Below are 12,970 nucleotides of genomic sequence, written 5' to 3'. Positions count from 1 at the left end.
AGATACGGCGTGCGCGGGGAAGGCAGCCGGGCTACAGCGTGAAGGGAATGGTGCGCTTTTCGCGGCTGCTCTGTTCGGCCAGCTCGATGACGCGGATGACGTTTCGCGCTTCCTCGGGCTTCACAATCAACTCCTTACCGGCCGTAATAACGTCGTGCAGGTTGTGGTAGAACTCGCCGAAGTTGCCCAGCTCGCTGCGCACGATGCCGTTGATTTCCAGCCCTTGGTGCGCGGTATGCAGGCGGCCCCAGAAGTTCTCCGGCTCCAGGCCCCAGTCGGGGCCGTTGTGGGGCACCGTGCCGATGCGCAGCGCGTCGTCCTGCACGTCGCGGCCGTACTTCATGAAGGTGCCGTGGTCCCCGAACACGGTGAACTGCGGAAACGGCTCCTTGGCCAGCATGCTGCCCTTGAGCGTGGCCTTCAGGTTCGGATATTCCAGCACCACCTCGAAGCTGTCGATGGACTGCCCGCCGGTGCGCTGAATGCGCAGATCGGCGCGCACGGCCTCGGGCAGGCCAAACAGCTCCAGGGCCTGGTCGATGAGGTGGGTGCCCATGTCGTAGAAGATGCCGCCGCCGGGGCCGTTGTCTTCCTTCCACGAGCCGGCGCGGATGCTGTTGCGGAACCGGTCGAAGTGGGCTTCATATTCCACGATGCGCCCCAGCAGGCCGCTTTGGCACACTTTCTTCACGGTGCGGAAGTCGCTGGTGAAGCGGCGGTTGTGGTACACCGTCAGCACGCGCTGCTGCTGCCGGGCCACTTCGATCAGCTCGTCGGCCTCGGCCGTGGTCAGCGTGAAGGGCTTGTCGACCACCACGTGCTTGCCGGCTTCCAGGGCCTGCTTGGCCAGGGAGTGGTGCAGGTGATTGGGCGCGGCCACCACCACTAGGTCGATGGCGGGGTCTTCGAAGATAGATTCGCTGGTCGACACTACCTGGGTATGGCCTTTCAGCTCCCGGGCGCAGATTTCGGGGCTGGTCTGGGCCGTGCGCACCTTGCTGAGCCGGTAGCCAGCGTAGGCGTTCAGGAAGGGGGCATGATAGATCCGGCCGGCGCTGCCGAAACCCAGCAGGCCAACGTTGATAATAGAAGTGGTTTTCACGGGCAGTAAGCAGCCGCGCCGCCCGGCCCGCCGAAGCAGACCACGCGGCGCGGGCCGTTTAGATTAGCGGAGGAACGATTCGCCTTTGGCGTCGGCAAAGCCCTTGTAGAGCGTGTCGCGGTGCTGCTGGTAGAGCTTGGCGAAGCTGTCGGCCGTCATTTCGTACTTCTCCGGCGCGATGGTGGACGAGCGGCGGTACAGCAAATCGTATACCTTGCGCTTCACGGCGTTGATCATCCGCTCGCGCTTGGCCTGCGACACGGGGCGGCCGGTGGCAATTTCGCGGTACACGTCGTTGAGGCCCTGCTCCACGCGCTTGATGTTGAGGAACTTCAACGTGTTGCTGTCGGGGTTGATGATGCGCACGAACACCGGCTTGCGGTACCAGGCCATCTTGATGGGCAGCGAGGTGATGCGGTAGGTGTACTCGTTGTCGACGAAGCGGCTCAGGGCGTGCGTGAGGCCGATGAGCGTGAGGGCCGAGCGGCGCAGCATCAGGCCCGGGCCGTAGAAGCCGAAGGGCTCCTTGTCAGCCTTCCACTTGTTGAAGTGCGGCAGGTGGGTCACCAGCTCCAGCTCCTGGCCGGTGTAGTTGTCGTAGCCGTCGGCGCCGATAACGTCGTACTCGGGGTTGTCGAGCAGAAACTGCTTGCACTCCTCGATGGCCGGGTAGCAGAACACGTCGTCGTCGTTGATCCACTTCAGCACGGTGCCGCGGCAGGCCATCAGGGCGCGGTTCACGCCGTGGGCTTCGCCGCGGTCGGGAGCGGTGATGAAGTGCTGAATCTTGCCGGCGGCCAGCAGCTCGGCCAGCCACTCGGGCGTTCCGTCCTTGCTCCCGCCGTCGGCCACCACGATTTCCTCGTCGGGCTTTCGGTTGTCGATCAGGTCCTGCAGCGCCACTTTCAGGTAGGGCAGCTTGTTGAAGGTCGTGATGTAATAGGAGAGGCGGATTTCCGGGGTGCTTACGGTGCTCAAAACGTCGGGCGTTGGGCTGAATGAATATAATTACCGGGCAGCCAGGGGGCTACCGGCCGCGCGCGATGCGCAGCCGACGCCCTAGCAGGCAGCCGGCAAATGGTGACAAAGTTCTGCCTTTTTCAGTGGCCGACCAAGGTACGGCCCCGCCCCGTCCCCAAATTATGCCCTGAACCAGTGAAACAAACGGTTGCGCACGGCTCCCGGGGTTGGGTCCCGTCGGCGAGTCTGCCGAAAGACGGGTACTTTTGCCGGGTCCACCCATTTTCCGCTGCCGCCGGTGCGGTAGCGCCTTCGCCTTGCCATGACGAACCTCGTAGTGCTTTCCTACGGCAGCCCGAAAGAGTACCGACGCGCAGTACTGGCCGTGCTCAGCTTTTTCAGCTTCTACGACGCCCAAGCCGCCCGGCCCGAGGTCAAGGTCATCATCTACACCGACCGTTCGGATTACTTCGAGCAGTTCCTGGGCGACGTGCCGGTGCAGTACGTCATCCTCACCCCCGAGCAGCAAACGGCCATGATGGGCACCGTGGGCTACCGGCACCGCATCAAGGCCGTGGTAGTGGGCGACACCCTGGTGCAGCACCCGCAGGACAACCTGCTGTTTTTCGACTCCGACACGTTCTTTATCAAGCACCCCGGCCCGCTGCTGGCCAGCATCCGCCCCGGCGTCGACGTGATGCACACCGTGGAGTTTACCTTCAACGACATTGCCACCCAGCCCCTGCCCCACGACAAGACGGTGGCCGACTTCGTGCGGATGATGGAGCAGGAGCCGTTTCAGACCACGCGCGGCGCCGAGCGGTTCTCCGGCACCCAGCAGTGCTGGAACTCGGGCGTGCTGGGCCTCGCGCCCTCGGTGGCGGCCTACCTGCCCGATGTGTACCAGCTCATCGACCACCTCTACGCCCACTCGCACTGGCACATCATCGAGCAGATTGCCTTTTCGCTGGTGCTCCAGACGCGCGACCAGATTCTGCCGGCCATCGACTACGTGTACCACTACTGGGAAGGCGACAAGAAAGTAGCCGCCGACGCGCTGCTCACCGAGGTCATCGACGCCCGTTTCGCCGCCCTGCCCTACCCCGAAAAGCTGGCCCAGGTGCGGCAGCTGGTGGGGCGCCTGCCCGCGGCCATTCCGGCTTACCTGGCCGCGCACCGCGAAATCGGGCTGAAGCAGGACGCCATTACGGCTTTCAACGCCGACCACTTCTGGCCGGCCTACCGCGCCGCCCTGGCCTACCTGCTGAAAGTGCCCGCCGACCGAAAATTCCTAAAGGACGTGCTCTACCACACCAAGCGCAGGCTGACGCGCCGCGGCTAAAATCACCTCTTGCGCGCCGCTTGAGGAGCCCCGTTCACACGAGTTTTAGCAGCGGGGTCAGGGTGCCGGGCTGTGCGAACAGCAAAACGAAACGTCATGCTTCGCCAAGCGGACGCATAATGGCCGAAAAGCAGCAAAGCTCGCTTGTCCGGTTGCTGTCCACCGACCTTAGTAGCCCGGCGGCAGCGTCCCGACCGGCAACAGGTTTGGCTTCAGTTCTGCTGACAGCGTAACGCCGCCCCACACCGTCAAGACCACTACCGCCGCGGCAAGCAAGGATTTCTTCAACCCTAAATTTGTCAGACGGTTCGGGCTGTAATAGGCCACCATGCTCAGCAGCAGCAGGTGCAAGGGCAGCAGGAAGCGACACTCTACGGCAGTCGGAATGGCTACGCAGACGGGCAGCATCACGGCTAACAGCGCCCAGCCAATCCCATAAATAGACGGGTGGGGCTTCGTTGCTGCGTTTTTCAGCGAAAACCCGATATAACTGAGCCCTAAGCCCAGCACCACGTAGTTGAGCAATTGCAGCCCCGTAAGGCCGCTCTTGCTGACCTGCATTGGGTAAGGCGTGGCGTACCACAGGTCTAGCCCGTTGAAGAGGTGGCGCAGGTAGCGGCCGATGCCTTCCAGCGGGTGCAGCAGATAATACTGCAGCAGCGCCTGATAGCTCTCAAAATACCCTTTGGCTTGCGCCGCCAACACCTGCAGGCCGCTGCGGTCAGCGTACAACACACCGCCGTAGTGGCTCGGATCGATGCTGGAATCGTAGCGCGGGTAGGCCGTGCCCCAGTTGAGCTGTTTCAGGTAGAATGGCATGTGCCCGTTATCGGTAGCTAGTACCAGAGGCGACAACTGCCCGAAATGGCGCAGGTTGATCAGCACTTGCGGCAGAAGTACCAGCGCCGCGCCACCGGCTAGCGGCAGCAGCGCCAGCGTGGCTCTACCTAGGCCAAGGCGCTGGTTGGCGCGGCGGGCCATTTGCCCGTGCTGCCACCATAGCCAGCCCAGAGCACCCGGCAGGCTGGCCAGATAAATAGGACGCATATTGAGCGCTACAGCCAGCAGGGCACCGCCAACCGCTACCCACTGCCAGCCCGGCTGCGAAAAAGCAATAAGCGCCAGGAGCAGCACCGTAAGGGCGGGAAAATCCTGGATGCAGAAATTGAAATAATCCCTCCAGAACACGAAGCTCAGCGCCACCAACAACAGCCAATGCTTACCTAACAAGGCGTGTCCCGTGACGCGCTTCCAGAATTCGGGCAGCGTGTACCCGAACAGAAGGGCCGCCCATACCATGCCGATAAAGCGGGACCCGTGGAGAGGCGCCCACCCCATGATCATGCAAACCGCCCGCACGGGCAGGATCAACAGCGGGCCCACGTAGCCACGCAGGTTTGCGTCGTAGTTAAGCAGCGAGAAGTTCTTCTTCTTGATGAAGAACCGCGACACCAGTTGCCAGTACTGCTCGGCGTCCCAGGGCAGCACATCATAGCCGCTGAACGGTAGATACACTAGGTACAGCCCAAATACCAGTAACACGCACCGCAGCACTGGCCAAGGACGTTCCAACGACCAGGAATGAGGAGTGAACAGAGTGTTTTTTTGGGGCAGATCTGTCTTCGACAAGCTCATAGAGGGATAATGACGCAGCTGCTTCGCCGCTAATGTGAGCGGCCAGCGGCGGCGTTATCACCGAGCCGGCTTCTGGTGAAGGCTTTGTACACAACGAATCCTACCACGGCCAGAATGCCTCCCTGCAGAAGCAGGTAAAAATTACTGATCCAAGGACCCTGGTTCATGAAATACACCTGGAACGGCCATTCCAGCATGATGCCGTTGTGGACAAAGGAAAAAGACGGGAACCGGTCGGCGGGCTGCCCAAACGTTGGATCGAACCAGTTGAAAGGCAGCCAAGCTTTGGAGATGAGCACCAGCAGCACGGCGACGGTCCACACGGCGGCCCGGTTCAGCGAAAACGTATCGGCTACCAGCGCGGCTATCAGGGCCAGCAACGGCAGCACGTTGGCTAGCTGCCGCGTTTCACTGTTGATGGCCTGCAGCATCACGACCATCAGCATCAGGCCCAGCCCCAGCCCCAACCGGTCGAGCACGGCCAGCAGCCGACGCCAGAACAGCATCGGTATCAGCGCGGCCAGACCATAGTAGACTCCGTGCGCCACGACAAACTGCAGCGGCCGCTGCAGTACGGCGTAGGTGGTGTTGATCAGGAACGTCTTGAAGGGCAGGTAGGAGCGCGACGGGTCACCGATGACTCGGGTTAGCTCGATATAAGCGGCCAGCAAGGCCAGGATATACAGCCACTTGATGCTCGGGCGCAAGGTGCGCAATAGCAAATTCCCCAGCTCAGCCCATCCTGGAATCAGCCGCCGCCCCAGCGTCCATTGCGTATAAAACACGTAAATCCCGGTAAGCACGATTCCCAGTGGCAGCAAGGGCCGCACTTCGGGAGCCATACGCGGAGGCAAGGGCACGTCGCGCACGTACAGCACGCCGACGAACAGCAGCATTATCAGCAAGCTGACGCCTGCCGCCCAGAGCAGGCTTAGTGGCCGGTTCGAGGTCTTGGGCAGCGGCTCGTCGGCGGGAATGAGCAGCAGCAACAGATTATACGCCAGCGCGGTTGGCCAGATATTCAACGATACCAAGGCCGTAAGCCAGAGCCCCAGAGTGCTGCGGCGCAAGTAGAAATACAAGCTCATCAGCCCAGCAGCGGCGGCCAGCCGGTCGGTGGTGAACGGGATGTAGAGGTCGTACTTGAGAAAGGAAAAGTTGACGAAGAAGGCCAGGAAGCCAACCCAGGCCGCCTCCAGGGAGAGGTTCAGCAGCTTGGCCGTTTTATGCCAGAGCACAATCATCAATACGCCCACGCCCAGGTTGAATATCTGCATCCACAGGATCAGGTATTCGTCGCGAAACGGTATGTCAAACAGACGGAAAAAGCCGTGTAGCAGAACGAATGGAAAGATGCGCTGGATGGTGTAGCTGTTGATGTGCGTTTCCAGCAGCTCGTGCGGCAGGTTAATGGCCACCGGCTTGTAGTAGGTGTCACCTTCCCAGGCAAACCCGTTGTGCAGCGGTACAACGTCGGGAAACAGGATGTACCAAATCGACAGCGTAACCGACAAGCCCAAGAAAACCCACAGCGGATTTTGGTAGACCAGCGTGAAGTAGGAAGGGGAGCCGGAACGGGTACTGATCGAAGCCATGCAGGGAAGTGACGGGGTAGATGTAGGGGCTTGCACTGAGCAACGTGGCCTCGGGGCGGCCTAAACGGCACCGCCTGCCGGACTGAAGCACGCGGGCTATTCGTATACCTGCCGCACCACGTAAAGCGGCCGCGAACGGGCCGCGTCGAGGCCGCGCCACACGTATTCGCCGATGATGCCCAAGGCGACCATCTGGAAAGCCGACACGAACAGCAACACCACCATCAGCGCGGTCCAGCCGGCGGGTTCTGAGGGGCTGACAAATTTCAGGACGATGATGTACAGGCCGTAGAGCAGGGCAATTAGCCCCAGCCCCAGTCCCACCACCGATATAGCACGGATCGGGACAAAGGAAAACGCCAGAAGCGAATCAATCAGCAGCTTGATCTTTTTGCTCAACGTCCAGCGCGACTTTCCGATTTCGCGCTTGCGCCGCACGTAGGGAATGTTCACGTAGGCAAACCCCAGCCATACCATCAGGTAAAACACGTTGGAGTTGCGTTCGTGCAGCTTCAACACTTCCTTGGCCACCTGCTGATCGAAGAACACGAAGTCGAAGCCGCCTTCGGGAATATTGCGCAACGCCAGGTGCTTCATCAGCCAGTGAAACGTTTTGGCAAATACTTCCGAGAGGCCCTTTTCTTCGCGGTCTTTCCGGTTGCCGATAACCAGTTTGAAGCCCTTCTTCCAGTACTCGTACATCTGCACCATCAGCTCGGGCGGATCCTGCATGTCGGCCGTGATGATGGCCATGCAGTCCCCGGTTGCGTGGGCCATTCCGGCCACAATAGCGTTGTACGAACCCACGTTAGCCGCCAAGTCGACGATGCGCACTTTGCCCGGATAAGCTTGCTGCGCACGCTGCAGTGCCCCCAGCGTATCATCGCCCGATCCGTCGTTCACGAACACATACTCGAAGGTTACTTCCGGCGGGAAGTTCACTTCGTTGGCGACCAATTCGCGGGATGTTACGGGGATATTATCCTCGTTGAAGTAACAAGGAATGATGACGGAAAGCTTGGGCATAAATGGCGCAGGTGCTCACAGGTAGCGGCAGGACAAACTGCCGCCAAGGTTGTGTAAAAGATATTGCCGAGACCCTAGATAGACAGGTCCCGGCAACGACAATTACTTTATTTGAAGCTTTTGATTCCCTCGGCAACGGCTTTGACCTGCTCCTCGGTCATCCCCGGCCACATGGGCAGGCTCAGGCAGGTGGTAGCCAGTTCTTCGGCTATCGGGAACGACCCCACCGGCATCTGCAGGTCAGCGTAAGCCTGCTGGCGGTGCGGCGGCACCGGATAATGAATCAGCGTGCCGATGCCTTGGGCAGTGAGGTGCTGCTGCAGAGCGTCGCGGCGCGGGTGCTGCACCACGTAGAGGTGGTACACGTGGGTGGCGCCGGGCGCGGTGTGGGGAAGGCGCAGGTCGGCAATGCCCGCCAGGTGCTGGTCGTACCAAGCGGCCACTTGCTGGCGCTGCCGAGTCCACTCGGGCAGGTAAGGCAGCTTGGCGCGCAGCACAGCGGCCTGTAGCTCGTCGAGGCGGGAGTTGTAGCCGACTACCTCGTTGTAGTATTTCTGCTGCGAGCCGTAGTTGCGCAGCACCCGGATTTTGTGGGCCAGCTGCTCGTCGTTGGTCGTCACCGCGCCAGCGTCGCCAAGGGCCCCCACGTTCTTGCCCGGGTAGAAGCTTGTGCCGTTGATGTGGCCGAAGCTGCCCGTCTGCTTACCGTCGAAGGTAGCACCTTGCGACTGGGCGTTATCTTCCACGATGTAGAGGTTGTGCTGTTGAGCCAAGGCCATGATTTCCGTCATGCGGCAAGCCTGCCCGTAGAGGTGCACCGGCATAATGGCCTTGGTGCGCGGGGTAAGAGCGGCCGGAATCAGTGCCGGGTCGATGTTGCTGGTAGCCGGGTCAGGTTCCACGGGCACCGGCGTGGCGCCCACTTGCGTGACGGCCAGCCACGTGGCAATGTACGTGTTCGAAGGCACGATAACCTCGTCGCCGGGGCCGATGCCGAGGGCACGCAGGGCCAGCACCAACGCGTCGAGGCCGTTGGCCACACCGACTACGTGGGCCACCTCATTAAAGGCAGCGTACTCCTGCTCAAACTGCTTCACTTCCTCACCCAGAACGTACCAGTAGGAGTCGTACACGCGGGCCACGGCGGCCAGTACTTCTTCGCGAATGGGCGCGTGCTGGGGTTGAAACGAGAGGAAAGGAACGACGGGGGTGCTCATGCGCGGATATCGAATGCTGAAGGAAAAAAAAGTAAAAAGGACTACCAGCGGTTGTGGCAGGCCAGCACATGCGTGGTGCTGCCCAGGCGAAAACCTAGTTTTTCGCAAGTGCGAAACACGGCGCGGTTGGTAGCTTGGGTGGTCATCAGCACATAGGGCAACGACAAGTTCGCCGCGCGACGTACCGTTTCGGCTACCAATTTCATATGCCAGCCACGGTTGGCCGGGCCTACCGCCGTCAGTAGCACGCGCGAGTTACCGCTACCGGGCAATGCGTCGGTAGCGGGGGTGTCGCCGATGGCGAGAAATGAATCGACGGGCAAATCCAGTGCGTCAGGCACCAGCACGGCGTCGGCGTAGGTGCCGACGGTGGCGGCTTCCGCGTAACGGGCCAGAAAGGCATCGGCTTTGTCGTCGCCAAACCACGGGTCGGCATGAAACCGGTCGTACACATTGCGGGCTGCAGCCGAAATGCGGCCAATGTGTTCCGCCTCTTCAGGCCGGGCCAACCGCACCGGCGCCGGCGCCGGCAACCGGGCCTCGGCCACCGGGCAGTAAAAGTTGAGGCGCGTTTCGATGAGCTGCCAGCCGCCGCCCGTCAAGGCCTGCAATAGAGCCGTATCTTCTGCCGGCACCACGCTGAAAGCGTAGTAGTCCCCACGGGCATGCAGCTTGTCGCGCAGCTTGGCGGCTGCGGCGCGCAGACCGCCCGGCGCGGCCTCGGGCCTAAACAGGCCGCTGAACAGCCGGTAGGTAGGCGTGCCGAAATAATCAGAATCCCACGGCAGGCGCTGCAACAGCCACTGGCCAGCGGCGCCTTCCATCGGCATTACCTCGTCATTGGCCCCCGAGCCGAAGCGTAAGGCGACGCCAGTACCAAATTGCTCCTGCTGCGCCACCAGCGGCAGCTCCCGTAAAAAGGAATAAGGGGAATGCAGCGCCAGAGCGGTGGCGCGCGCGGCTACCAGCCCGGCATCAACCAAACCAGTTACGTCGCTCACGGTTGGGCTTGCCATATATGCCGGAACTGCTCGTAGTCGCGAATGTAGTCTTGTTCGTCGTAGGGCGCCGATGCCAGCACTAGTTGTACTGCCGAGTGCGAGTACTGCATGGTATGCCACGCGTGCGGCGGCACATACAGCCCTACGTGTGGGTCTTCCAATCGGAACGTCTGAATGGTGCCGTCGGGCAACTCGGTGGTGACGATGATGCGGCCGGCCGCAGCAACAAGCACCTGTTCAGTACGGTGGTGCGCATGCCGGCCACGCACGATGCTTTCGGGCGTGTAGTACGTCCAAAACACGCGCTGCACCTCAAAGGGGACCAGCTTTTGCTGTTCGGACACTGAAATGTAGCCGATGCCTGGTGCGCCGAGCTTGGGAAATTCAATCAGAAAAGGATTCGTCACGGGCGCCAAGTTCCGGATTCTCAGAGGAGTGAAATGCTTGCGCGCCCGAAAAGCAGGCGCGACTTCATTGGAATGGGTCCCCAAGGGTGGGGCCGAACAAATTTATGCCTTTACAGGCAATGTACCGTAGTCTGAAATCGAGGTGGACAAGCTCTATGCCTGTGCTTTGCGCAACTATCCGCTTGCGTACAGGCGGAAGTTTCTCGCTAGAGGCCAATACAATAGGGCCCGGTCAACCTGCTTTTCAACCCATCCTTATTCAGCTCGGCTTACGTGCTCCTTGAAGTACTCCAGCGTGCGGCGCAGGCCTTCGGCGCGGTCCACTTTCGGCTCCCAGCCCAGGATTTCGCGGGCCTTGGTGATGTCCGGGCGGCGCTTCATCGGGTCGTTTTCCGGCAGCGGGTGGTACGAGGGCTTAAATTCCACGCCGGTCAGGCGGGCAATTTCCTCGCCGAACTCGCGGATGGTAATTTCGGCCGGGTTGCCGATGTTGACCGGCATGTGGTAATCCGACAGCAGCAGGCGGTAAATGCCCTCCACCAGGTCGTCGACGTAGCAGAAGGAGCGCGTCTGCGACCCGTCGCCGAATACCGTCAGCGACTCCCCTTTCAGGGCCTGGCTCAGGAAGGCCGGCAGCACGCGGCCGTCGTCGAGGCGCATGCGCGGGCCGTAGGTGTTGAAGATGCGGATGATGCGCGTCTCCACGTTGTGCACGTTGTGGTAGGCCATGGTCATGGCTTCCTGGAAACGCTTGGCCTCGTCGTAACAGCCGCGCGGGCCCACCGGGTTCACGTTGCCGTGGTACTCCTCCACCTGCGGGTGAATGTCCGGGTCGCCGTACACCTCCGAGGTGCTGGCAATCAGCACGCGGGCCTTTTTCACCCGGGCCAGGCCCAGCAGGTTGTGGGTGCCCAGGGCGCCCACTTTCAGGGTCTGAATCGGAATCTTGAGGTAGTCGATGGGCGAGGCCGGCGAGGCGAAGTGCAGGATGTAGTCCAGCTCGCCGGGCACGTGCACGAACTTCGACACGTCGTGGTGGTAGAACTCGAAGTCCTTTTTGCCGAACAGGTGCTCGATGTTGGCCAGGTTGCCCGTCACCAGGTTGTCCATGGCAATGACGTGGTAGCCTTCGGCCAGGAACCGGTCGCACAGGTGCGAGCCGAGGAAACCGGCGCCGCCGGTAATCAGGATGCGTTTCTTATCGGAGCTGGTAGCCATTGACGGTCAGCGAAGTGTAGGATGAATGAGCGGCCCGGTTGTTATTGCACTGCCGGCTCGGGGTGACGCGTGCGGATGCCGATGCAGTGGTAGGCGAAGCCGGCGGCTTCCATTTCCTTCGCGTCGTAGATGTTGCGGCCATCGAACACCACGCGCTGCTTGAGCAGGCGGGCCACCACCTCGAAGTTGGGGGCGCGGAACTGCGGCCACTCCGTCACGATGAGCAGGGCGTCGGCGTCGATGAGGGCCTCGAACTGGTCCTTGGCGTAGCTGATTCGGTCCCCGAGCGTGTGCTTGGCTTCGGTCATGGCCACCGGGTCGTAGGCCGTCACCGTGCAGCCCGCGTCGAGCAGCTTGTCGATGATGACCAGCGAGGGGGCCTCGCGCATGTCGTCGGTCTTGGGCTTGAAGGAGAGGCCCCACACGGCGAATTTCTTGCCCTGCAGGTCGCCGCCGAAGTGCTGCTGCACCTTGTTGAAGAGCACCGACTTCTGGTCCTCGTTCACGCTTTCCACGGCCTTGAGCACCTGCATGTCGTAGCCGTTTTCGGCGGCCGTTTTGATGAGCGCCTTCACATCCTTGGGGAAGCAGGAGCCGCCGTAGCCGATGCCGGGGTAGATGAACTTGTTGCCGATGCGGGCGTCGGAGCCGATGCCCAGGCGCACCTTGTTCACGTCGGCACCCATGATTTCGCAGAGGTTGGCAATGTCGTTCATAAACGAAATCTTGGTCGCCAGCATGGAGTTGGCGGCGTATTTCGTCATTTCAGCCGACGGAATGTCCATGAAGATGATCGGGTGACCGTTCATCAAAAAGGGCTTGTAGAGGCGGCGCATCACCTCCTCGGCGCGCTCCGAGGCCACGCCCACCACGATGCGGTCGGGCTTCAGGAAGTCGTCGATAGCGGCGCCTTCCTTCAGGAACTCGGGGTTGGAAGCCACGTCGAAGTCGATGGCGGCGCCGCGCTTGGCCAGCGCGTCGGCCAGCTCCTTGCGCACCTTGGCGGCGGTGCCCACCGGCACGGTGCTCTTGGTCACGATGACGCCGTAGCTGTTCATATGCTCCCCGATGCCGCGGGCCACGGCCAGCACGTACTTCAGGTCGGCCGAGCCGTCTTCGCCGGGAGGGGTGCCCACGGCGATGAACGCCACGTCGGCGTCCACGATGCCTTCGGCCAGCGAGGTGGAGAAGTGCAGGCGCCCCGCTTCCACGTTGCGCGTCACCATTTCCTCCAGGCCCGGCTCGTAGATGGGCAGGATGCCCTGCTTGAGGTTGTCAATCTTGCGCTGGTCGATGTCGATGCAGGTTACATCAATACCGACTTCGGCGAAGCAGGTTCCGGTTACCAACCCGACGTATCCCGTGCCAACGACTGCAATTTTCATAGAGTGAGGAGCTTAGTAAATGGCGTGCCTTCAAGGGCTGCAAAGGTCGGAGTTTGCGGGCACATAGCGCGCACCCCGCTTG

At 61.4% G+C, this 12,970-nt stretch carries 11 protein-coding genes; 1 reads left to right on the top strand and 10 read right to left on the bottom strand.

The features are described from left to right. Positions 1-31 precede the first annotated feature (31 nt). Complete coding sequence (locus FDY95_RS11575; protein WP_138077921.1) at positions 32-1,102, bottom strand: Gfo/Idh/MocA family oxidoreductase; 1,071 nt, start codon at positions 1,100-1,102, stop codon at positions 32-34. Between the two features lie 63 nt (positions 1,103-1,165). Then, the gene (locus tag FDY95_RS11570) at positions 1,166-2,080 is read right to left on the bottom strand and encodes a glycosyltransferase family 2 protein (RefSeq protein ID WP_138077920.1); all 915 of its coding nucleotides are present in this window, start codon (positions 2,078-2,080) and stop codon (positions 1,166-1,168) included. 304 nt (positions 2,081-2,384) lie between these two features. Here FDY95_RS11570 and FDY95_RS11565 point away from each other — a divergent pair, with 304 nt between their 5' ends. Next, on the top strand, positions 2,385-3,404 hold the full coding sequence (locus FDY95_RS11565) for a hypothetical protein (protein ID WP_138077918.1): 1,020 nt from the start codon (positions 2,385-2,387) through the stop codon (positions 3,402-3,404). A 168-nt stretch (positions 3,405-3,572) separates the two neighbouring features. Here the strand turns inward: FDY95_RS11565 and FDY95_RS11560 are convergent, their stop codons facing one another. The 8 genes from FDY95_RS11560 to FDY95_RS11525 all read right to left on the bottom strand — a co-directional run bounded on the left by FDY95_RS11560 (position 3,573) and on the right by FDY95_RS11525 (position 12,888). Beyond that, positions 3,573-5,039, bottom strand: a complete 1,467-nt coding sequence (locus FDY95_RS11560) for a hypothetical protein (RefSeq protein ID WP_138077916.1) — start codon at positions 5,037-5,039, stop codon at positions 3,573-3,575. Positions 5,040-5,068: 29 nt separating this feature from the next. Then, the gene (locus FDY95_RS11555) at positions 5,069-6,634 is read right to left on the bottom strand and encodes a hypothetical protein (protein WP_138077914.1); all 1,566 of its coding nucleotides are present in this window, start codon (positions 6,632-6,634) and stop codon (positions 5,069-5,071) included. Positions 6,635-6,730: 96 nt separating this feature from the next. Next, positions 6,731-7,660: a glycosyltransferase family 2 protein gene (locus FDY95_RS11550; protein ID WP_138077912.1), complete on the bottom strand. Its 930-nt coding sequence runs from the start codon at positions 7,658-7,660 to the stop codon at positions 6,731-6,733. A gap of 107 nt (positions 7,661-7,767) precedes the next feature. Next, positions 7,768-8,877, bottom strand: a complete 1,110-nt coding sequence (locus FDY95_RS11545; RefSeq protein WP_138077910.1) for a DegT/DnrJ/EryC1/StrS family aminotransferase — start codon at positions 8,875-8,877, stop codon at positions 7,768-7,770. A gap of 41 nt (positions 8,878-8,918) precedes the next feature. Next, positions 8,919-9,776 (bottom strand): GNAT family protein, encoded by an 858-nt coding sequence (locus tag FDY95_RS11540; RefSeq protein ID WP_138077908.1) that lies wholly within the window; start codon positions 9,774-9,776, stop codon positions 8,919-8,921. A 98-nt stretch (positions 9,777-9,874) separates the two neighbouring features. Further along, positions 9,875-10,285, bottom strand: coding sequence for a sugar 3,4-ketoisomerase (locus tag FDY95_RS11535; protein WP_212744890.1), 411 nt, complete (start codon positions 10,283-10,285; stop codon positions 9,875-9,877). A gap of 255 nt (positions 10,286-10,540) precedes the next feature. Next, complete coding sequence (locus tag FDY95_RS11530) at positions 10,541-11,503, bottom strand: UDP-glucuronic acid decarboxylase family protein (protein WP_138077906.1); 963 nt, start codon at positions 11,501-11,503, stop codon at positions 10,541-10,543. Between the two features lie 41 nt (positions 11,504-11,544). Next, a complete protein-coding gene (locus FDY95_RS11525) occupies positions 11,545-12,888 on the bottom strand; it encodes a UDP-glucose dehydrogenase family protein (protein WP_138077904.1) in 1,344 nt (447 codons plus the stop codon). Positions 12,889-12,970: the final 82 nt, after the last annotated feature.

This window comes from Hymenobacter jeollabukensis, assembly GCF_005771675.1.
Lineage (GTDB): Bacteria > Bacteroidota > Bacteroidia > Cytophagales > Hymenobacteraceae > Solirubrum > Solirubrum jeollabukense.
This window is presented reverse-complemented; position numbering and strand designations above follow the sequence as displayed.

Bases quoted from the DNA above. Each gene is read 5' to 3' on its own strand.
- FDY95_RS11565 (WP_138077918.1), top strand. From the start codon at position 2,385: ATGACGAACCTCGTAGTGCTTTCCTACGGCAGCCCGAAAGAGTACCGA.
- FDY95_RS11560 (WP_138077916.1), bottom strand. From the start codon at position 5,039: ATGAGCTTGTCGAAGACAGATCTGCCCCAAAAAAACACTCTGTTCACT.
- FDY95_RS11555 (WP_138077914.1), bottom strand. From the start codon at position 6,634: ATGGCTTCGATCAGTACCCGTTCCGGCTCCCCTTCCTACTTCACGCTG.
- FDY95_RS11550 (WP_138077912.1), bottom strand. From the start codon at position 7,660: ATGCCCAAGCTTTCCGTCATCATTCCTTGTTACTTCAACGAGGATAAT.
- FDY95_RS11545 (WP_138077910.1), bottom strand. From the start codon at position 8,877: ATGAGCACCCCCGTCGTTCCTTTCCTCTCGTTTCAACCCCAGCACGCG.
- FDY95_RS11530 (WP_138077906.1), bottom strand. From the start codon at position 11,503: ATGGCTACCAGCTCCGATAAGAAACGCATCCTGATTACCGGCGGCGCC.
- FDY95_RS11525 (WP_138077904.1), bottom strand. From the start codon at position 12,888: ATGAAAATTGCAGTCGTTGGCACGGGATACGTCGGGTTGGTAACCGGA.